The organism is Ruegeria sp. BE9 (assembly GCF_056538765.1).
Map to the genome: position 1 here is coordinate 1 of NZ_JBQFTS010000009.1, position 19,895 is coordinate 19,895.

The following is a 19,895-nucleotide window of genomic DNA, read 5'->3' on the forward strand; positions in this document are numbered from 1 at the left end:
CCCGTCAACCGCGTCGACAACGCATACGGCGACAGAAACCTAATCTGCACATGCCCACCAATGTCCGAATACGAAGAAGCCGCAGAGTAAAACAGGTTCGAAAAGATAGGCCCTCGCAGTGAATGCTGCGTGGGCTGTCCAATGGCAATTGGGAGTACCGTATTCGGCGCTGATCAAACCAATGTTGGTGAATCGAAAATGAAACACTACGTCGTCAAAACTGATCGCTCCATCGCCGCCAAGGCAGCTGCAACAGTGTCTGAGCGGGTTCACTATATCGATGTCATTTTGGCTCGGAGTGACGAAGAAGCATCCGCTCAAACAATCGTAGAATTCTATCGCGCTTTGAACAATCTGGTTGAGAAAACCAGATACGTTGTCAGTTTCCGTGTGCCAGTGGAAGACCCAGTTGGCGGACCCCTCTATTGGGCTGGGCGAACTGCAATTTTTTGGGGAGACTTCGAAAACACCTGGAACCTGATAGGTGCCGAAAAGTCTTGGGTCGCTCAGGTGGTAAACCTGTCGCCCCGGTCCTTCTTTGTTGGCGGTGCTGTAATGCTATTGGCCCAATTTGGCAGCTCAGATGGCGAGGTCGCTGCAGTTCACTCAAGCTTTGAAGCAGCAGCCCGGGAACGTGGAATAAAAAATTGCGGCCGTGCAATCCATTTTTCCGATAGTGGTCGCACGCACAGTGCCAATACTCGGATCAGTGCGCTTCGATTGTTGGCAGAGTTTGTGACGATGGACCATGGTGCACATCTTGCAGACACGTTGCGAAGATATGTCGGGCTCGAAGAGCCGGGACAAACACCGGAGAGCCAGGTAGCAAATCGGTTAATTCGCAGGGCCAACGGCGACAGCTTGGTTAGTCTTACAGTAGAAACGATGTTGGAACACATCGAAGACCCGTTGAGAATTTCTGACCTGTCAGATTTGGTTGGAACATCAATACGTCAGCTCCAACGGAGATTTCTTTGTAAAACCGGCACGAAACTCCTTGAGACATACAAAGAGCTCCGCTTGGAAAGGGTTAGCAGTTTGCTGGAACACACCGACATGCCGCTAGTGGAGATAGCATCTGCGACCGGGTTTTCCTCCCGAGCCGCAATGTCGCGCGCATTTGTCAGACACTATAATTCAAGGCCTGAACAGGTAAGAAATCGGCGGTTTCTTGGACAGAGCTGACTGAATCGGAACGGGTAACTTGCCATAAGAAATGGCATTGTCTCATTTGAAAATCGATTCAGAGGGTCAGCGTTTGCAAGTTGTTTAAATGGCCGATTTGCCTTTTGCTCACTTGAATTCGTTCTTGTAGCCACTGTAGACCCACGCCCTCGTGGCTGAGAAATACAACTCTTCGTCAACTCCATAGAGACCGACGCGGATCACATCATCCGGCCCAACCTTCCAACAATCATGCACGCCTTCCTGATCTTCAAAGCGGCGCATAAGCCCGGCTTTCATGTGTTTTGATATCCATGCTTCATAGAACTCGGCGTAAGCATGACGATCTTGTTCGGACGCCTGTTTCCAAGTTGCATAAGCAAACCGAAGCAAAAAATCGTGTTGGCCCTCAACATCTGTATAGAAATGTACCCCGAGTTCCTCGTCTTCTCGATCGACCCAATTCTGTTTGAAGGTCAATGGTCCGGGATCAATGATTGGGAGGGGGTCGAGCACAGATTCATCATCGGCCATGATGACCGAAACAAGTTGGTTCACGCGTTTATGAAAAGCCAAAGTCGATGCGGTCCAATCACCTTCGGGCAAGTCCAGGTCTAGTCGCGGGCCATCAGCTGAAAACCCAGTTTTTTTTCGTCTCCAGAACACCGTAAGTCTCCTTGCTAAATCACTTCGCATTTCAATAGATCCCAGTGCTGCGCTACCTTTGCAGTCTTGAGCGCATTGGATAGACGATCACTTAGGATCGGAGCTCCAACAATCGCCGGATCGAACCAAATATCTGGGCCAGCCAGGGCGTCTTTTGAGAATGTCAGATCCCCGTCGCTGACATGATCTGCGTTATTGACCATAAAAAATGATGGCGGGTCGCCAAGAGGGATTACACCTTTTGAGATATCTGCCCTGAAGCAAGGCTTTCCATCCCCCAAAACGAGATAAAACCAATCGTCTTCCTGTTTTGCCATCTGGTCCGGGTGAAGAAGATCGACTGACACGAGTCTTGTTGCACCCAAATCATGGTCGCGCAGAACTTTTGCAGAGGTGGAAGACACGACCAGCGCGCCTCCGGCACTCATGATGTGGCGTTTGGGTCGTTTGTGATCGGCCCATCGTTTTACAGCATAGAGTTGCTCTGGAAATTCATGGTCCTCAATGGGCAAATGTTTCTTCTGCCGGGCTATCACAGACCGAAAGGCAATACCAATTTCATTGTCGAGGGGCGGGTTCACAACGTCCGGATATCCAACAGGCCTATACCCGCGCTCTGCAGAAGAATTGCGGTAGACATTGCTCAGCCAAACCACGTCAGTCGTCAATCTTGCACTCCCAAAGTGGAAACCCATCCGCAAGGTGTAAATCCATCAACGCCTCGGCCAATCCCTCTGAGAAAAACGCGAGTTCTGTGGAATGAGGAGGCTCGACCCATAGATCGGCTCCTTCAAGCGCTTCAGGGCTAAGAACCACTGTGCCCAACCCGCGTTTTAGCGAAATCGAATCTATTCGGAATTTGCCCCGATGCGATGGCATCTTTGCCGTGGACTTCTCCTGGAGCCAGCTCGATTTTCCTCCGCCGATGTAGACTGCGAAGTAAGCGCATTCGCCCGACCCAAGGTATTCCAAGGGCCAAATATGGCCAGAACCAAGATCGAATTTCGAGATGACCTCGGCAACATCGGGAGCAACGATCAGGAAACCGTCTTTCGTGAAAATTCTCGGCAAAGGTTGTGGAAGCGGACATTCATTGAGTTCAAGACGCATAGGCAAATCTTTTAGGTCTACCGCTTTGCCCCTTAGCATCGCTTCGCCAATCTCAGCCATGGAACGGCCGTGTTCACTGTTCTGCAATAACCTGAAATCGAACGCGTTCGGAAATGAGGTGCTAAGAGTGAGCGCAACATACGCCTTTGCCATTCTTTAAACCAAATCCATTGTTGCTAATCTAATCTCTACAACTAAAAGAAGAACGCGGCGTGGAGCGCAACAGGATTAAACTTGCATTCGCCCTGACGTTTAGAGGCAGTGTCTTCTGCATCACTCTGTTAATAAACGCTTTTGCGAAGGTTTTTGAATATGGGCGATGTTTTAGCGTGTGTGAGCTGAATCTAGGTGGATGTGCTTGTTGCTGCAAAGGTCAATCAGAACAAGAAATCCAAAGAAGGCACTAGATGCGTAAACTTGGCAGGTGTTTAGTCGGACAAGGTTTATTGGGGTAAATTCCACAGGGAGCGTCGCATTGAAGTTTCGATCCGCTGATTGGCAAAGAGAAAACAAGGTTGCTCTGCCGATCTTTCATGAAGCAATTCATGCTTTGTTGGAAAACAAAGATACCCGAGAGATTTTTGCGGCGCGGGAAGAAGGGTGCTACCTCAACAACGTCGTATCTCCAGAGGAATGGCGCACTTGCGTGTCTGTGGCTGAGTTGGCTGATCGCCTGGATCTGCCAGCGACGGGGTGGACAGAAGCTGTTAGTGGGTGGTTGACCGGCCCAGTGGTCGCAATAGCGCGCAGGGCCATGAGCAGGGGAGCCGAATTCATCGAAGACCCCTGGAGCCGAGTTATCCTGCAAGACGCAGTCGTTCCGAAGCAAGTATTTGCAGACGCAAAATGTGTTCACTCGACACTCATAGATTTTTTCATCGATAGGCCGCGTCATTTGTCGTCGCTTGTCGCGCCTTGGACCGCCTATGCGCGCTCCGCGTCGTTCTCAGAGAATGCAAAAACCTTTGAAGAACACGGTTTTGATGACGAAGAAGTTCTAAGCGCGGCGGAGGATGCCCTTTATCCGCATCTTGTTCACTTCGGGGTCATCGCGGGGTTTGAGAATCTTGCGCTCATTCCACATTTGATGGCTGCGAGGAATGTGGATGTCACTGATCTTCGGTCTATCCGTTCCTCAATTGCTGCAACAGAGTACTGGCGCAAAAGGTTTGTTGAATACCAATGAGTCATTTTGCTTTGGCCCTCTAGAACCCACAGGTCACGGAATGAGGTCAAACGCGTTTTTTTGGCACCCTTGTCGGCCTAGTTTGGCTCTACGATACATCGCCTTGCGCCCTGTTCTGCAAAATACGTCCGACATGTATCTACGAAATGCTGGACCAATCGGCGAGGCCGGGATTTGTTGTAGCCGACTGACAAGGTCAAATGCGGCAGTGGGTCCGAAATTGGCAAGGCCACCGTTTTGGCTCCGCAGTAACTTAGCTGCGTCATAGGCTGCATGTTCAGAACAGCGCATCCATGGCTTGCGCTGACAAGGCTTCGGACCATCTCAGTTGAGTTTGCGTAGGCCGCGATTGAGACGTTCTGATCGTGCGCGTCGAAGAGCTTCTGATAGTAAGAGGTCGCGACGGGCCGATTTAGTACCACCAACGGCTCTTTCGCGATTTGTGCCATACTTACAGCAGTTTGCTTGGCAAGGGGATGCCCTTCGGGAACAAGAAAGTAGGGAGGAGCTTCTATCAGAACGTCAAAATCTACGGCCGGCCGGGCGCCCTCACTAACAAACAGAATTGCATCATATGTGCCGTTGAGCAGCCCCTCTTGCACACTGTCATTATCGGCTTCGTCCAAATGAAGAGCGACATCGCTATCCTTGGGGACAAATGATGAAAGGATTGGTGGCAAGAAGGCCGGAGCAATGGGTGCATAATATCCGATCCGCAAAGAACCGCTGAGTGCGGACTTGAGGTCAGCGCCCTCAGCCAGAACGGAGCGATAGTCTTCCAATATACGCTCGAATTTCTGAGCAATTAGGCGACCGCTAGAATTGGCCTCGATCCCGCGCGACCTTTGCCGAGTAACCAAGGTGAGATCGAATTCTTCCTCGACCTGATCAATGGCCGCAGCCACGGCAGAAGCCGCTATGTTGAGCTCATCCGCTGCTTTCGCAATGCTGCCGTGCCGCAGGGCGGTTGTGAAATACTGCATTGATCTAAGAGATACAGTCATCACTACCTCGGAAAAACAGATCTATTAGGAGCAATAAAACTGTTTTTCACATGTATGGAGTTCTGTCAATCTAGGTGAAACGTTCCCAACATTCAGGCCCAACAGATGGACAAAGCGCCCCTCAAAGGCTGGAATCACGTTCCGGCTGTCCCGCTCAAAGTGTCACCTTTTTTCCGCTGGCCTCTTCGTCCTTCGGACATGATTATGTGGGTCTGGAATTCGTGGTTTCTAATCACTGAGAAACTGATCATTGTCGGGATCGCCCTTGCGTCTTTCTACTGGTTTCAACCCCCTTTGGAAGAAAGCAAAACCTTTGCATTCGGCTGGATAGCCGAGATGTATATCCGAAACTTGGTTCTGATGACCGCCGTGGCAGGCGGACTGCACTTGTATTTCTATACATTCACCAAGCAAGGCAAAAAGCTGCGCTACGATCCGCGCCCGCTCATGAAGAACGGTCGTCAGTTTACGTTGGGAGGCCAGATCCGAGACAACATGTTTTGGACCCTAGCCAGTGGTGTGACCGTCTGGACGGCCTATGAGGTGTTGATGTTCTGGGCATTGGCAAACGGCTACGCCCCCATGTTTACATTCGCGGCGCACCCGATCTGGTTCATCGCCATGTTCCTGCTGATCCCAATTTGGGAAAGCTTCTACTTCTATTGGATTCATCGCTTTCTGCACATACCGTTCTTTTACAAACATGTGCACGCCCTGCATCATCGAAACATAAACGTTGGACCATGGTCCGGCATGTCCATGCATCCGGTAGAACATGTGATCTTTTTAGGATCCGTGCTGATACACTTTGTTGTTCCTGCAAATCCCGTGCATATCTTATTTCACCTGCAATATTACGCGCTTACTGCAGCAACTACTCATACCGGTTTCGAGGGATTGTTGGTCAAAGACAAGAACAGGCTGGCGCTGGGGACGTTCCATCACCAAATGCATCATCGGTACTTTGAGTGTAACTATGGCTCGTTGGAGATACCTTGGGACAAGTTCTTTGGGTCATTCCATGACGGAACGAATGAGGCCAACGAACGCATGAAAGAGCGGCGCAAACGCATGATGGGTGGTTAGGTGTTGCCTGCTGTGGCGAGCAAAGATCTTCTGCAAACTTAAGGTAGACGCTGATGCCTCTGTCGCAATGTAAGTGCTGGCCAAAGTCAACGTGCCTCGCTTGAAAGGTCAGAAATGGATTTTGCGATCCGCAGCGGGGCTTTCTTCTTTGGTACCAAGACACCAATGGCAACAAAGTAGGTGTCGTTTGACCTAATTGGACACAATGCTGCACGATCACTACACTCGTCACTGCGATAACTATTGGCCTTTATTGCGAGTTTTTGACGACTTGATTTTCAAGAAATGAGTTTCTCAGGTTGGACCGTTCAAAGAATGTGTCGAGGAATTGGTTATGAATCTTTCGCGATTGTCACTTTTGCTGGTCGTATTCATTGATGTGATGGGTTTTGGTCTGATCCTGCCAATCTTCAATACGATTTTGCTAGATCCACAACAGACGTTCCTTCCAAAAGATACGTCAGCGCACGCCCGTCAGTTTGACTACACAATTCTGATTGCAGTCTTCTTCCTGTTCTATTTCTTTGGCGCGGCATTCATTGCCAAGGTCTCGGACTACATCGGAAGAAAACAAGGAATAATGATCTGTCTGACAGGCGCATTGATTGGATATGTTCTGACAGTCGCTGCGATCATGACAGCCAGCTATTGGCTGTTGCTGTTGGGGCGAGCCATTTCAGGATTTACTACAGCCAATCAACCCATCGCCCAAGCCGCTTTGATCGACATCAGTCATGACGATCACGAAAAGTCCAAAAACCTTGGGATGATTGTCGCGGCGTCTGCGCTGGGTTTGCTCGGTGGCCCATTGATTTCAGGATTGCTGAGCGATCAGAATTTGATGGGTTCGTTCGCATCTCTGGAACTGCCATTCTATGTCGCCATCGGCCTTATTCTGATCAATATGACATTGATACTGCTCTTCTTCTCAGAGCCCGGTTTCAAAAAGCGGAAAATTGATTTTGGGCTTTTGGACGTTGTTTTAAATTTGTGGAAGGTCTTTTCGCATCCGGTTGTCCTTAGGCTTTCCGTGGTGATGTTGTTCTCGCTTATGTGCCTGAACGCTTTTTTCTTTTTTATCGACACCTATCTTCTGACCCGATTCAAGTTTGACACACTGCAAAACAGCATGGCCTTGGCCGTATTCGGTGCGTCCATGGCATTTGGAAGTGCTTACCTAACTGCGCCCCTTCACGAACGTTACAAGAAATTTCCTATTCTATATCTATCCATAGCAGCTATGGGCCTGGGTATATTGGCTTTTATGCTCAACCCTGTGGCCGATTTTTCATACGTGCTGATCGTTCCGATAACGGTCGCATTTGCGATCATGTATCCTACGATGCTGTCCTTGTTCTCAGGTAGCGTCGGAGCATCCGAGCAAGGCTGGGTAATGGGAGTAACAGTGGCGATTTACGCTTTAGGCTCAGGAACCATAACGGCCTTAAGTGGTTCCCTGATGGCCATAAACTTGAGAATGCCGTTTATCATCGCCATCATCTGTTGCGTCTTGGCGTTACTTGCGATGGCAAGACTGTTTCGGCATCCGGGTGTGCAGGCCCTCGATACAAAGGGTAAATGAACTCTGTCTTATTGGGTGCGGTCGATGAATAGCAGTGCGAGATAAAGTCTATAAATTGGAGTGACCAGGATGCTTTGGGTTCGATTGTCAAAAGCTGTATTGGCTATGATCCTTGGCGTTTGGGTGCTTTTGGTCGTCTTTGGAAATATTACGGATTACGAAACAAACTGGTCGTTTGTGCAAAAGGTGATGACTATGGAGGCCGTTCAGGGTGATCCCAACGTCTATTGGAGAGCGGTCAAGAACCCCAGCCTTCACCATCTCGCCTACGCGGCCATTATTCTGGCCGAAGCAATTCAGGCCTCGTTGTTCTTACTTTCAGGAATGATGATGGCCTCTCGGTTGAAAGGTTCAGCGTCTGCATTTCGTGCGGCCAAGACGCCGTTCGTTATAGGGCTCACAGGGGCAATTTTACTGTGGCTATTTGGCTTTATGGCAATTGCAGGTGAATGGTTCCAAATGTGGAGGTCACCTACCTACAACGCGCAGCAGACTGTTTTCATTTACTACATGACTATAGTCCTGTCGGGCATTTACATACTGCATGTAGAAGATGGGGAAACAGGTGTGCAGTAAAACTGGTCGCGTTCGTCTATGACTTGCTCAAATGGCGTAGTATTTGGCTGGGTCACGATGCCAGTGCTTCGTGATCTTTGCTGGAGTAACGGTCAAGAAAAGTTCTTACACACTCTTTGGCGATTTCTTCTTTGTGAACAGAGGTCATAGCTGCAGTGTCATGCACAAGCGAAGGAAGATAAACGGCTATTTTGAAGAGCGAGAGCAGTCGAACAGTCGCCTCGTCCGGATTCAATCGTACAAGATGGCCCGCTTTCATTGCGCTTGCGACGAACTGACTGAGCGGCGCGTCAATGTCCTGAAAGGTTGCGTTGAACTCTTCGGCGAAGTGCGGATTGCGCATAAGTTCAGCCATGAGGACACGTGAGCAACTTAAAAAATGCGGCTCTGTCACCTGTGCAAAATACTGGCGTACTGCTTCGAGCAGTTGTGCCTCGATCGGAGAGCCAGAATTGTACGTCGGCATGTTCATTCCGGAAAGCGTTTCGATAACCGATCCCGCAATGGCCTGAAACAAGGCATCCTTGCTTTCGAAGTACTTATAGAGGGTGCGCTTGGAGACACGAGCCTCTTCGGCAATTCGCTCCATTCGGGCGCCCTTTAAGCCTTCTTCCTGAAAAACGATCAACGAGGCGGTCAGGATATCTTCGCGTTTTGTACTCATGTGGCCAGATTAAAAAAATTTCCGAAGGGAGTAAACATTACCGTTTACACGCGTCTCGACTCACTCTAGGTATACGATATCGTTTACACAGCATCCTTACGAAAGACCCCTCGAATGTTGCTCTATGACGCTAACTCTCCCGGCCCCAATCCGGTAGTCGTACGCCAGTTCATTCTGGAGCGCGGCGGCATTTCCATGGACGTCGAACATATTGACCTTGCTGGTTTGGCGAACCGCCAGCCCGAGTACATGAACACAGTCAACTCGCGTGGGGAAGTGCCAGCGCTTCGCTTGGACGACGGCACAGTAATCACTGAGATTACTGCAATCTGCGCTTACCTCGATGAAGTCGCAGAAGGCGGCATATCCCTATTTGGTACCACTTCCGAAGAGCGCGCGGTCACGAATATGTGGACGCGCCGTATGTACCTTGAAGTTGCCTATCCCATCGTCACCTGGTGGCGTGGAACTGAAATGGCAATTCAATTCTATCAAGGCAATCGTGTCCCCGCGACCGAAGCGCAAGGCTGGATGAAAGTGCAGGCAGAGCTCGGGTTAGAGCGGCTGAATGCAGATTTGGAAGGGCGAGCGTTTATCGGCGGCAACCAATTGTCGATGGCAGACATACTTCTGAATGGCTTCCTTTCGACTATGGGTCATGTCGTGCCGTGGCTCTCGCGGCCCGACCTCGAAAACGTAAAGCGTTGGCATGACAGCATGAGTGCGCGCCTATCCAGCCAACAGATGTTTGAACCGCTGCCAGCTAAGGTTGGCTAAAGAAAATCCTTAGCCGATTTACGAAACCACTCGGCGACGAAGCCTCTTACCTTCGTAGCGCCGAAAAAACACCACCACCACTCACTCAACACGCTCTGCTCTGATACAAGCAGGGCGTGTTTTGACTCCTGTTCGAAAACTTACGACACCCATTCGCGAAAGCCTGGTTCTCGTTTCAGACTTGTTCAACCAAGCCCATGAACATAAGACGATTGGAACGCGTCTTTCATGGCCCACCGGGACTGTGTTTCAAAGCCCTAGGAGCACACAATGAAATCAATTTTGACGGCAGCGTCGATGACCTTGTTCCTGACAACAGCGCTACACGCTGGCGAAAAGGTCTATGTTTATAACTGGGCGGACTATATCGACGAATCTTTGCTGGAAAAATTCACAACCGAAACTGGGATCGAAGTGGTTTATGATAACTTCGACTCCAACGACCTGCTGGAAACGAAAATGCTTGCGGGCAACTCCGGTTATGATGTCGTTTTCCCCTCGGGTACGTTTTTACAACGCCAGATTGAAGCCGGTGTTTTTCAGCCGCTCGACAAAAGCCAGCTGCCGAATGCAGTTCACCTTTGGGATGCTATCGAGCAGCGGACCGCGACATTCGATCCGGAAAACAGCTACTCAGTGAACTATATGTGGGGATCCACGGGTATTGCCGTGAACGTCGGAAAGGTTCGCGAGGCGCTTGGCGATGAAATCCCGCTGGACACGATGGAGTTGATATTCAACCCGGAATACGTTTCGAAGCTGGCTGATTGTGGCGTGAACTTTCTGGATGCACCTTCCGAGCTTGTGCCCGCGGCGCTGACCTATATCGGCGAGGATCCGAACTCGCGTGATCCGAATGTTATTGCAAAAGCTGAGCCGGTTCTCACGGCAGTTCGCCCTTATGTGAGAAAGTTTAACTCGACAGGATATATCTCGGACCTCGCCACCGGTGAAGTTTGCGTATCACTGGCTTGGTCGGGCGACGGCTTGCAAGCACGAAGCCGTGCGGCAGAAGCAGGGAATGGGGTCGAAATAGAGTACAGTGCCTTCAGAGAAGGTTCGGGTATGTGGTTCGATCAGATAGCGATCCCCGCAGATGCACCGAACCCGGAACTGGCCCACAAGTTTATCAACTTCCTGATGGAGCCAGAAAACGCGGCCGCGATCTCAAACTATGTTTGGTATGCAAATGGGAACCTTGCGTCGCAAGAGTTCCTGAAAGAGGAGATTGCGAATGATCCGGCTCTTTATCCTTCGGAAGAGGGTATGAAGAACCTGTATATGAAAAACCCTTGGGATGCTGATACACAACGTTTCGTAACCCGTATGTGGACGCGGGTTAAATCCGGACTGTAGTTCGCTATTTTTAGCGGGAACTCTGTTCTTGCGTGACCCTGAATCTGTGCAGGCAATTTGTTGGGGCAGGGCATAGCTTTTCAGTTTGCCCCAACATATATCGCAGGAAATCTCGGCGGGTATCTAAGATCGGGTAAACCGCAATCAGCGTTTGTTTTGTGCTTGAGCCCGGCTGGTGAGTGAAAAAATCTCGGCCTTAATGCGAAAGCTAAGGCCCGAGAGAACGGTCGCGGCGAACCTCGGGATATTGTGTCGGGAAAAATCAGATGGCGCCAGTTGAAAGCAGTGCGATTAAATTAGAGAAAATCCTGAGCGCTATTTCCGAGGGTTTGGAACGTCAGGCAGCGACTGCGCCAGAATATCCAAACTCGGATCACTCGAATCCCGATTTTGCTTATCAGGTAAGACAAAATCAGATTTGCGCAGTTGGGTGGCTGTTTTACCTGTTTGGCATAACGCGGCGCAAAAAGCTGGGCAGGGTTGTTCTGAAATCACTTCAGGATGTGGAACTCGCGAAAACCCCCCAAAGGAAACTGTTGCAGGCAATCGATGATGCGACAGTCGCCTTAGAAAAAACGTATGCCCTTGAAGTGAACCAGGCAATATCCGGCACTCCGGGCGATGGAGCTGAACGCATCGCGCAGAGAATTCGGAGCCTTATCAGCCTGCGTGCGTTTGACAGCGCACGTGAGCTGTTAGTGAAAAATAGAGCCGAACTTCGCGGTAATTTCAAACTGCTCCATAAACGGTTAGCCCGGCAGGAGTTTGGGCCGCCCATTTCGGAATGCGGCCAGAGAGTAGCAGGTCGCCTAAGCGAAGCTCTGTCCATTTCACTCGGTTCCGAGCACCTATTTGAAACAGGTTGGCGAACCGCAAACCAAGAAGTGATTAGTGCCCTCTTAACTGATGGAAATGGGAGCACTGCAGATATTGAGACTTTGCTTTCGGATGTCTCAATTGACCCAGAGCGTGCCTTATCCTTGGCAAACTTTTTGAACAATGCTCTCGACGCCAGCTACAAGCCCCAGTTGATTGCTTCGGTGTTACCCTTGGCGCCAATGGCGCGTTTCGTGATCTTTTCGCACTGGCATTGGGTCGATGAAAAGCATCTGGCCAACGCACTGGAAGAGGCAATCTCACAGGGGCACACCTACCACGTTGCAGTTTCGCTCATTCGCGCGATGTCGGGTCGAATATCACCGCCAAAGAAGAAGAGTTCTAAGCGGCAACTGTTCGATAGCCTGTTGCGTCTTACGACCGGTAGGGCATTGTTTGGAAATGATCCTCTGATTGACTTGGCAAAAGCGCAGGGTGTGCGAGTGGTTGGCCCGGAATCAATGCCCACCGCATTTGAAGCAGATCATGACTATACGTCCTCGTCCAAAGGGGTGGTCCACGGCGTTGCCTCGGCGCTTACAAGTCGGGCGAAGGCTTGGTTGGAGAACGAGGCCGGAAACTCAAACGGGATCGTAGTTTTTTCCCCTCACTCTCAGAACCTGGCTTTTGCTTCCAGACGCTTGCAGGTTGCGCTGGCTGGAATGGGGAAGCCAGTTCAAACACTTGTGACGATTGCTCCAGAAGAGGGCGATCCTGTTGAACCCTCGAACTTTTTGTCCGCGGCGCGGAAAAAGGGTTTCGACATCACCTTATCGGGTCGATGGGTGTCAAAACGCAATTCCTATTCAAGCCGGTATTTGGACTATTTGCGCACTGGTTCGGTTCTGCAAATCTACTTTGACGGGGAGAGAGCGCCGGGTCGTAGACTGTTGGTGCCGTGGCTTTTGCGGCCGGGCAAGCTGCCCGGGTTTCCCGCGCAACTTGCAATTTCCAGCGGTGTGGACCTCTGCTTTGCTGCTACATGGGTTGAGGATGACGGAACACCTGTCATCGACATCGCCCCACTTAGATCACCGCCTCGTTTAGGCTCAAACCTGGTGCAGCGATTGTGGCTTACCCAGCAGTTGGCGCGCGCTTGCCGCAGTTTTGTTTTGAAGCAGAAAATGCCTGTGCAGCGGCATTTGGTTGCCGCGTATGGCGGAGCAATGCCAAAGCGCGAATTGGTTGATCTGGAATCTTGGGTGCAAGCTGAAACGGTACGCCAAAGCAAGCTGAGTTGGCTTTCGGGCCACGAACCGGATCACATCGCGATACGAATGGCATCTTCGTCTATCACGTATGGGATTTTGGCAAGTCTGTGTTTGCGTATGTCCAGCATGCTATTGCACTTTCAAGATACGGCTCCGTGTCACACAAACAGTGATCGTGAATTTGGGGACCAGCATCGGGTCTTGTGCCTGCTTCCGGCTAGCCCAGCAGCCATTGTTACGCAACTGGCTTCAACCGCGGCCGGAAGCTTGCTGTGCATCGGATTGCCAGAGGACACGGACGAACAACTAGCCGAACGGCTGAAAGCGTTCGATCCTGATTTGGTTCTAGTCACGTTTTCGGCGTGGAGTCGTTTGATTTCCGCATACCCAGAGTTGGAGAATGTGAACGCTCTGATCATCGATGACGATTGTGACGTAGCTGCCCTAGACTTTCTCCTTGAGAGTTTTCCCAAAGCGCCGGCTTTGCCACCTCTAGATCTTCGTCGCCCTGCATACGTCGTTTATACGTCTGGTAGCTCGGGAGAACCCAAAGGCGTGGTTCTGGCGGCTGGAATGGCTTCGCGAATGCGGGTCTTCGATTATGATCAGCCGCAAACCTTGCTGACAATCGTGCGTTGGGACACAGCGACTGCGCTGGAAACACTACCGGCATTTGTGGGAGGCCATTCGATTGTCTTGCCGCCAAAGGGCGGTTTTTCTGATTTGAAACAGCTTTGCGATCTAATGGCCGCGACGTCTGTGACAGCCTTATCCGCACCATGCAGTGTCTTGCATGGTATGTTGCAAAATCCCGATTTCTCACCAAAGTCCTTGCCAGGATTAAGGGTTTTTTACCCTTGGGGAGAGCCAAGTCGCGCGCGGCTTATCAAGGATATCGAGAAGCGGTTTACTGACGCTGAAATAAACGCGACCTATGGTGCTTCGGAATTTATTGAAGTTTCTCATGGAAAGCTCCCCGCCGAAGACTTTGCCAAGTATCAAGGTTCTCCGGGTGGAATGCTCTTGCCCGGTGCAAAGGCGGTCAACGCGGAAGGTGAAGGCTTGCAACCCGGTGAGATTGGCCGGATCAAAGCCGTTGGATACGACCGAACGCTGGGCGACTTTAAGAACCTGCAAGCAGGTGGGCAGGCTTTTGATCCGCTCTCGGATCCTATTCTTCTCGATGATTGGGTGACAGTTCTGCCAGACGGTAGTTTGGATGTACTGGGCAGAGTTGATGATGTCGTTAATATCCGTGGACGTAGACTGTCACTAATAGGCGTAACCGACGTGGCAGAAAACGTGGCGGGTGTTGAACGAGCGTTTGCCACGGTTGCGCGTATTCGTGATGCAGATGTGGTCGCCCTTGCCGTCGAAAGCAAACGCAAGGATGTCGACGCTCTGGAGAACGAAATGCGGCAAGCAATTGCCGAAAGCTTTTTTCCCGCCGCCGCCCCTGCACGATATCTCCACACTGAGGAGCTACCGCGTCTGCCAAGTGGAAAACTAGATCGTAAAAGGCTTCGATCGCTATTGGAGGATGGGGGCGGCGTCACATCTGAATTGCCGACTGAAGTCCCCGAGACCGCAACTCTCGGGAAAGAACCATTGTCCCCAATGCTTGAGGTGCTTCGAAGTTTCGCAGATCATGAGGGGTTAGTGCCGTTGGCAAGATTTGATCCCGACAGCACGCACCCATATCTGGACTCCATCCTTAGCTTGATACTTATGCTGAGCATTGAGGAGAAGTTTGGTAAAATTCCGCCAGCAAGCGTTTTTGATCATCAAGGAACGGCAACTTGGCGTGAGCTCGCAAATGAGCTGCAATCCGGGTCAGCTTTGAGTGCTCAGGTCCAAGTTAAAACCCAGAGCGCCTGAACCGGCGCTCTGTTTATTGGAAGTGCTGGGGCTGTTATCCCGTACCCCACTGCCCTTAAGGCCAGGGGCGTTCGCCCTTAATAACTTGCGCACTGAGTTCAAGATCGCCCACGTTTACAAAGTTGGGATAGGCTGCGCGCATTGCTGCAATTAACGCTGCAGAGTCTTCTGCTTTCTCAGACGCAGTCTCGAACGCAGAGACGTATTCTCGGGTGAAGTCGACGATGCTGTCGTCTTCGGAACTTTCACCGATGACATGCCCGGGAATGATACGTTCAGGGTTCAGTGCGGTGACCTGACCCAGCGTGGCCCGCCAGCTGTCGCGGCTTTCGGGTGTTTGGTTGTCTGCAAGCCAGACGTGAACATTTTCATACAGGATTACACCACCCAAAACGGTTTTCTCACTAGATGCCCATAGGAATGTGTGGGCGGGATCGTGACCTTCCAGACCAATAACCTGAATAGTTTCACCATCCACGTTCAGTGTGTTTCCGTTCAGAACGTCTGGGACAATCAATTCGGCAGGTGCATTGTCCTCGAGGATCGGGCCCCAGAAATCGTACTTGAGTTGGATCGTCTTCTCGATTCCTTTCACGGTTTCTGGTGTGGCAACGATTTTAACATCGGGATAGGCAGTGCGGATGGTATCCAGCCCAAAATAGAAATCGGGATCTTTGTGGCTGATGAAGACAGTTGTAAGGGGCTTGCCCGTGGCTTGAATCATGCTGACCAGTTGTTCTGCATCATCCTTTTCGAACTGCGCATCGACCAGCAGGACTTCATTTGGCCCTTCGACAATATTTGAGGAAACCGGAAACAGGCTACCTTCGTTGGGGGTGAAGTGGGTGATTTTGAGATCAGCGGCTACCGCAGCCGTTGAGATCATCATTGCTGTTGTGGCGGTCAGGATTGCTTTCATTGTCATCTCCTTTGTCAGGGGCAGCCTTGCTTGATCGTCGGGGTTGCCTTGTGCGAGACAAATAAGGAGTCGACGTTGTCAGCTAAATACGCATTATGAGGACTTAACGTCAGTAAAAAGTTGACAATAGATGGCGAAGTCAAACCTGAACCGTTTGGAGTATTTTGTTGCAATTGCCGAAGCTGGAACCATCACAGCGGCGGCAGATCGCATGCGCGTAAGCAAGGCAGTTGTCAGCAAGCAATTGCAGCATCTCGAAGAAGAGCTGGGGGCGACACTGATCGTCCGTAATTCGCGCCACCTGAATTTAACGGAAACCGGCCAAACTTTTTATGCGGCGGCGCAAGCGTCTGTTGCTCAGGCCGAAGAAGCCTATGCAATGGTGCGACGCGGCAGCACTGAACCTTCGGGGACTTTGCGTATTACTGCGCCACTTGATTTAGGACCGGACTATGTGGCCCCAGTCGTGGCCAAGTTTCGCAAAATGTACCCCGCAGTGACAGTTGAGCTTACGCTGAGTGACTTGCGAATGGATCCGGTCGAAGCACGTTTCGACATCGCATATCGTGTCGGCTGGCTAACCGATTCCGCGAATATCGCTCGAAAACTGGGGGATTTCCGGCAGATCGTCGTGGCTACTGAGAAGATTGTCGAAGAGTTCGGAGCCCCGAAAACACCAAGGGACTTACCAAGCTTTCCATTTATCGAGCATCAGGCCTTGTTAGCCCCATTGCGCTGGCGGTTTTCTGGGGAGGCCAGAGATCCGATCGATGTTGAAATGACGCGAGCGCTGTCGGCAGACGTAACGCCCGCAATCAAATCGATGACGCTTGAATCTGCGGGTATCTCAATCCTTCCGGACTTCTACGTTAAGAGAGAACTGGCAGAGAAATCCTTGATTCAGTTGCTCCCAGATTGGTCACTCCCGTCAGGAGGAATTTACGCCGTTTACCCGCCGACACAGTATAGATCGACTGCAACGCAACGGTTTTCGCAACTATTTACCGACCACACCCGGAAAGAGTTGGCATAAGCAACAGCGAAACTACCACGTAGTAATTTGAGGGCGCAGGTCCGTTTCAGGTCGTCTAAAATAAGATGTGCTGAGGGATCTTAAAGAGGGCTAACCTTTGCAAGGGATGGTCACACTACGCACCATTGGCAGCGTTTTCGTCTGAAGCACTGGGTGGGTAAGATGCCCATGCTAAGCACAAAACTCCTCGACCAGAAAATCGAGGAAAACTCGAACCTTCGAGACGACATAGCGCCGAGAAGGGTAGACGGCGTAAAGTGAAGTTTCGTTCGGTTTCCAGTCTTCCAATGCTGTACACAGACGGCCCGAGGCGAGGTCGTCTGCAACATACAAACGTGGGATCAGGCTAAGCCCAAACCCAGCGCGAAGGGCATCACGAACTGCAAGGCTGGAGGAAACTTTATAGCGTCCACCAATCGGGATACTGACCGAACGGGCGCCGTTCTGAAAAGACCATTTTGCGGCATGGTCCGACAGGCTGAACTGAATGCAATTATGCTTAGAAAGATCTTCGGGGCGCTCAGGTCGACCATGGTTTTCAAAATACGCCGGCGCCGCACATAGCACATGTTCCATGGTCATCAGCTTGCGCGCGATAAGACCGGAGTCTTCAAGACTGTCACTGCCGCGTAGGGCAATATCGAAACCTTCTTCGACCAGATTGACCCGCCTGTCATCGAGGTTCAGATCTAGTGATACGTCTGGATAGCGGCTTAAAAACTCAGGAATTGCATCCGACAAACCGGTCAGTGTAAGGGTCACCGGGGCACTAACACGCAACAGTCCGCGGGGTGTATTCTGTGTGGCCTGCAGTGTTTCGTCCGCATCCCGGAGGTCTTCGAGGATTCGAGCGACGCGTTCGAAGTACAGTGATCCTTCTTCAGTCAGGCTCATTCGACGTGTGGTACGGTTGATCAGGCGCGTTGAAAGGTGTGTTTCCAATTCGCTGATGTTCTTACTCACCGCTGCTGGCGACAAGCCAAGATGGCGAGAGGCGGCTGCAAAACTGCCATGCTCCACGACCGTGCGGAATACGTTGAGTGCTGTCATGTGGTCCATGGTTATTCACTATCAGTGAATAGTGATATTACCAATCTCCGAATTCTATACTCTAGGGCGCAGGCGTATTTCTTGTACGAGACTGGCTAGGCGTTTCAACCACGCTCGCCATCCTCACCGAAAATCCTAAGCAAACGAATTGGAGAGCCTGAAATGCGCACCAAAAGAAACCCGGACCACCCTATTGAGCCGCTGTTCCTATCTCGCTGGTCGCCACGTTCCTATGACGCCTCCGCGATGCCAGAATCACATCTTCTTAGTATTCTTGAAGCGGGTCGTTGGGCACCGTCCGCATTCAATGTTCAGCCGTGGCGGTTCCTTTATGCTATGCGGGACAGTGCTCATTGGCCGGCGTTTGTATCGCTCCTCGACCCGTTCAATCAAAAATGGGCCGCAGATGCCTCGGCTTTGGTCTTTTTGGTATCGGATACAGTGATGCCGGGTAACGAAGGCCGACCCAATAAGGTTTCGCACTACAATAGCTTCGACGCGGGGGCCGCCTGGGTTCAGATCGCACTTCAGGCCTCGGCACTTGGGTATGCCGCTCATGCGATGGCAGGGCTGGTCTTTGACCGTGCGTCGCAAGTTTTGGAATTGCCAGAACGTTTTCAGATTGAGATCGGGATCGCAATCGGGCGTCAAGCCGATGCAGAACGCCTGCCGGATGAGCTGAAAGACCGCGAAGCACCAAGCGGACGTAAGCCACTGGATCAGATCTCTTACCCAGGGCCGTTCCCCAGCCGTTTCAACACAATCGCAGCGGAGTAGGAGGTCGTTATGCCGTCTCAAGCGATAAAAACCGTCTCAAACTCCAAGGCAGTTTCAAACTTACCGGTTCACGGATTGATGTTGACGGCGACTTTATTGGTCGCCACGTCGTTTCCGGTCGCAGCCGCGATAACTGGCGGACTAGACAGTGTCGTGCTTACCTTCATTCGCTTTGCCTTGGCGACGCTTTTGTTCGCGCCGATCGTACTATGGCGATACGGGCTGGCTCTCCCCACATTTTCTGACTTTTTGCGATACGGTTTACTTAGCATCCTGTTGGTCACGTTCTTTTGGTGCATGTTTACTGCCCTGCGTATGACCACTCCCCTCAATACGGCGGCGATTTTTGCATTGAACCCCATAATCACAGCCACAATTGCCGCGATACTATTGCGCGAGAAGATGTCTCTGTCGGCGCGTGTTGCATTGCCGATAGGAACCGTCGGGGCGATCTGGGTTATTTTCCGAGGTGATCCCCGGGCGTTCGTGGCGCTTGAATTCGGCGCAGGGGATATCGTTTTCTTGGCCGGTACTTTCACGCTTGCAACCTATGGGACGCTGGTAAAAGTGTTGCACCGGGGCGAGCCGATGGTGCAAATGACTTTCTGGATTCTTGCGACCGGCACGATTTGGTTGCTTCTGTTATCGTTTCCAAGATTGGGTGGTATCCGTTGGTCAGAAATTCCTTTCGAGGTGTTCGCTGGGATCACCTATCTGTCGATATTCACCACGATCGTTACGTTCTTCGCATTCCAGTGGAGCACGACCAGGATCGGGCCGACGCGCGTTGCAGCTTATACATTTCTGAATCCTGCGCTGGTTCTTTTCATCGGACTGGCCTTTGGAGATTCCTTGCCACCTCTCGCGACGTGGCCCGGCGTGATGTTGGTGCTCGTAGCAACCATCGTTTTGCAATCTAACCTGAAGGCTAGAAGAGGGAGAATAGAGTCAAACCCCTGCCCGTCGGCCTAAAGAGCTAC

General features: G+C 51.3%; 18 protein-coding genes. 11 read left to right on the top strand and 7 right to left on the bottom strand.

What is annotated here, in order from left to right:
* Positions 1-198 precede the first annotated feature (198 nt).
* On the top strand, positions 199-1,185 hold the full coding sequence (locus tag ACR0EO_RS19255; RefSeq protein ID WP_480692432.1) for a helix-turn-helix domain-containing protein: 987 nt from the start codon (positions 199-201) through the stop codon (positions 1,183-1,185).
* A 108-nt stretch (positions 1,186-1,293) separates the two neighbouring features.
* On the opposite strand, the gene ACR0EO_RS19260 is transcribed toward ACR0EO_RS19255, so the two are convergent.
* The 3 genes from ACR0EO_RS19260 to ACR0EO_RS19270 are packed head-to-tail and all read right to left on the bottom strand — an operon-like array spanning position 1,294 to position 3,000.
* Complete coding sequence (locus ACR0EO_RS19260) at positions 1,294-1,830, bottom strand: hypothetical protein (protein WP_480692433.1); 537 nt, start codon at positions 1,828-1,830, stop codon at positions 1,294-1,296.
* 14 nt (positions 1,831-1,844) lie between these two features.
* On the bottom strand, positions 1,845-2,498 hold the full coding sequence (locus tag ACR0EO_RS19265; RefSeq protein WP_480692434.1) for a hypothetical protein: 654 nt from the start codon (positions 2,496-2,498) through the stop codon (positions 1,845-1,847).
* Entirely contained in the window at positions 2,488-3,000 is a 513-nt protein-coding gene (locus ACR0EO_RS19270) for a hypothetical protein (RefSeq protein ID WP_480692435.1), read from the bottom strand. The genes ACR0EO_RS19265 and ACR0EO_RS19270 overlap by 11 nt, the downstream gene beginning before the upstream one ends.
* Positions 3,001-3,415: 415 nt before the next feature.
* On the opposite strand from ACR0EO_RS19270, the gene ACR0EO_RS19275 reads away from it, so the two are divergent.
* Positions 3,416-4,126, top strand: coding sequence for a hypothetical protein (locus tag ACR0EO_RS19275; protein WP_480692436.1), 711 nt, complete (start codon positions 3,416-3,418; stop codon positions 4,124-4,126).
* A gap of 77 nt (positions 4,127-4,203) precedes the next feature.
* Here ACR0EO_RS19275 and ACR0EO_RS19280 read toward each other — a convergent pair whose 3' ends face one another.
* A complete protein-coding gene (locus tag ACR0EO_RS19280; RefSeq protein ID WP_480692437.1) occupies positions 4,204-5,130 on the bottom strand; it encodes a LysR family transcriptional regulator in 927 nt (308 codons plus the stop codon).
* Between the two features lie 105 nt (positions 5,131-5,235).
* Here ACR0EO_RS19280 and ACR0EO_RS19285 point away from each other — a divergent pair, with 105 nt between their 5' ends.
* The 3 genes from ACR0EO_RS19285 to ACR0EO_RS19295 all read left to right on the top strand — a co-directional run bounded on the left by ACR0EO_RS19285 (position 5,236) and on the right by ACR0EO_RS19295 (position 8,374).
* Positions 5,236-6,216 carry a sterol desaturase family protein gene (locus ACR0EO_RS19285; RefSeq protein ID WP_480692438.1) on the top strand — a complete coding sequence of 327 codons (981 nt, stop codon included), beginning with the start codon at positions 5,236-5,238 and terminating at the stop codon, positions 6,214-6,216.
* Positions 6,217-6,550: 334 nt separating this feature from the next.
* The gene (locus tag ACR0EO_RS19290) at positions 6,551-7,798 is read left to right on the top strand and encodes an MFS transporter (RefSeq protein WP_480692439.1); all 1,248 of its coding nucleotides are present in this window, start codon (positions 6,551-6,553) and stop codon (positions 7,796-7,798) included.
* Between the two features lie 69 nt (positions 7,799-7,867).
* Positions 7,868-8,374 carry a DUF2165 family protein gene (locus tag ACR0EO_RS19295; protein WP_480692440.1) on the top strand — a complete coding sequence of 169 codons (507 nt, stop codon included), beginning with the start codon at positions 7,868-7,870 and terminating at the stop codon, positions 8,372-8,374.
* Between the two features lie 52 nt (positions 8,375-8,426).
* Here ACR0EO_RS19295 and ACR0EO_RS19300 read toward each other — a convergent pair whose 3' ends face one another.
* Positions 8,427-9,038: a TetR/AcrR family transcriptional regulator gene (locus ACR0EO_RS19300; RefSeq protein ID WP_480692441.1), complete on the bottom strand. Its 612-nt coding sequence runs from the start codon at positions 9,036-9,038 to the stop codon at positions 8,427-8,429.
* A 114-nt stretch (positions 9,039-9,152) separates the two neighbouring features.
* Here ACR0EO_RS19300 and ACR0EO_RS19305 point away from each other — a divergent pair, with 114 nt between their 5' ends.
* From ACR0EO_RS19305 to ACR0EO_RS19315, 3 genes are all read left to right on the top strand, one after another.
* The gene (locus ACR0EO_RS19305; protein WP_480692442.1) at positions 9,153-9,815 is read left to right on the top strand and encodes a glutathione S-transferase family protein; all 663 of its coding nucleotides are present in this window, start codon (positions 9,153-9,155) and stop codon (positions 9,813-9,815) included.
* A 270-nt stretch (positions 9,816-10,085) separates the two neighbouring features.
* A complete protein-coding gene (locus ACR0EO_RS19310) occupies positions 10,086-11,171 on the top strand; it encodes a polyamine ABC transporter substrate-binding protein (protein WP_480692443.1) in 1,086 nt (361 codons plus the stop codon).
* Between the two features lie 266 nt (positions 11,172-11,437).
* Positions 11,438-15,136 (top strand): class I adenylate-forming enzyme family protein, encoded by a 3,699-nt coding sequence (locus ACR0EO_RS19315; protein ID WP_480692444.1) that lies wholly within the window; start codon positions 11,438-11,440, stop codon positions 15,134-15,136.
* 55 nt (positions 15,137-15,191) lie between these two features.
* On the opposite strand, the gene ACR0EO_RS19320 is transcribed toward ACR0EO_RS19315, so the two are convergent.
* Positions 15,192-16,055 (bottom strand): MBL fold metallo-hydrolase, encoded by an 864-nt coding sequence (locus tag ACR0EO_RS19320; protein WP_480692445.1) that lies wholly within the window; start codon positions 16,053-16,055, stop codon positions 15,192-15,194.
* Positions 16,056-16,185: 130 nt separating this feature from the next.
* On the opposite strand from ACR0EO_RS19320, the gene ACR0EO_RS19325 reads away from it, so the two are divergent.
* Positions 16,186-17,088: a LysR family transcriptional regulator gene (locus ACR0EO_RS19325; RefSeq protein WP_480692446.1), complete on the top strand. Its 903-nt coding sequence runs from the start codon at positions 16,186-16,188 to the stop codon at positions 17,086-17,088.
* 171 nt (positions 17,089-17,259) lie between these two features.
* Here the strand turns inward: ACR0EO_RS19325 and ACR0EO_RS19330 are convergent, their stop codons facing one another.
* A complete protein-coding gene (locus tag ACR0EO_RS19330) occupies positions 17,260-18,147 on the bottom strand; it encodes a LysR family transcriptional regulator (RefSeq protein ID WP_480692447.1) in 888 nt (295 codons plus the stop codon).
* 153 nt (positions 18,148-18,300) lie between these two features.
* Here ACR0EO_RS19330 and ACR0EO_RS19335 point away from each other — a divergent pair, with 153 nt between their 5' ends.
* Positions 18,301-18,915 (top strand): nitroreductase family protein, encoded by a 615-nt coding sequence (locus ACR0EO_RS19335; protein WP_480692448.1) that lies wholly within the window; start codon positions 18,301-18,303, stop codon positions 18,913-18,915.
* A gap of 9 nt (positions 18,916-18,924) precedes the next feature.
* The gene (locus ACR0EO_RS19340) at positions 18,925-19,887 is read left to right on the top strand and encodes a DMT family transporter (protein ID WP_480692449.1); all 963 of its coding nucleotides are present in this window, start codon (positions 18,925-18,927) and stop codon (positions 19,885-19,887) included.
* Positions 19,888-19,895 lie beyond the last annotated feature (8 nt).

Bases quoted from the DNA above. Each gene is read 5' to 3' on its own strand.
- ACR0EO_RS19280 (WP_480692437.1), bottom strand. From the start codon at position 5,130: ATGACTGTATCTCTTAGATCAATGCAGTATTTCACAACCGCCCTGCGG.
- ACR0EO_RS19340 (WP_480692449.1), top strand. From the start codon at position 18,925: ATGCCGTCTCAAGCGATAAAAACCGTCTCAAACTCCAAGGCAGTTTCA.
- ACR0EO_RS19255 (WP_480692432.1), top strand. From the start codon at position 199: ATGAAACACTACGTCGTCAAAACTGATCGCTCCATCGCCGCCAAGGCA.
- ACR0EO_RS19330 (WP_480692447.1), bottom strand. From the start codon at position 18,147: ATGGACCACATGACAGCACTCAACGTATTCCGCACGGTCGTGGAGCAT.
- ACR0EO_RS19310 (WP_480692443.1), top strand. From the start codon at position 10,086: ATGAAATCAATTTTGACGGCAGCGTCGATGACCTTGTTCCTGACAACA.
- ACR0EO_RS19290 (WP_480692439.1), top strand. From the start codon at position 6,551: ATGAATCTTTCGCGATTGTCACTTTTGCTGGTCGTATTCATTGATGTG.
- ACR0EO_RS19320 (WP_480692445.1), bottom strand. From the start codon at position 16,055: ATGAAAGCAATCCTGACCGCCACAACAGCAATGATGATCTCAACGGCT.
- ACR0EO_RS19305 (WP_480692442.1), top strand. From the start codon at position 9,153: ATGTTGCTCTATGACGCTAACTCTCCCGGCCCCAATCCGGTAGTCGTA.
- ACR0EO_RS19295 (WP_480692440.1), top strand. From the start codon at position 7,868: ATGCTTTGGGTTCGATTGTCAAAAGCTGTATTGGCTATGATCCTTGGC.
- ACR0EO_RS19285 (WP_480692438.1), top strand. From the start codon at position 5,236: ATGGACAAAGCGCCCCTCAAAGGCTGGAATCACGTTCCGGCTGTCCCG.
- ACR0EO_RS19270 (WP_480692435.1), bottom strand. From the start codon at position 3,000: ATGGCTGAGATTGGCGAAGCGATGCTAAGGGGCAAAGCGGTAGACCTA.
- ACR0EO_RS19325 (WP_480692446.1), top strand. From the start codon at position 16,186: ATGGCGAAGTCAAACCTGAACCGTTTGGAGTATTTTGTTGCAATTGCC.
- ACR0EO_RS19335 (WP_480692448.1), top strand. From the start codon at position 18,301: ATGCGCACCAAAAGAAACCCGGACCACCCTATTGAGCCGCTGTTCCTA.
- ACR0EO_RS19315 (WP_480692444.1), top strand. From the start codon at position 11,438: ATGGCGCCAGTTGAAAGCAGTGCGATTAAATTAGAGAAAATCCTGAGC.
- ACR0EO_RS19300 (WP_480692441.1), bottom strand. From the start codon at position 9,038: ATGAGTACAAAACGCGAAGATATCCTGACCGCCTCGTTGATCGTTTTT.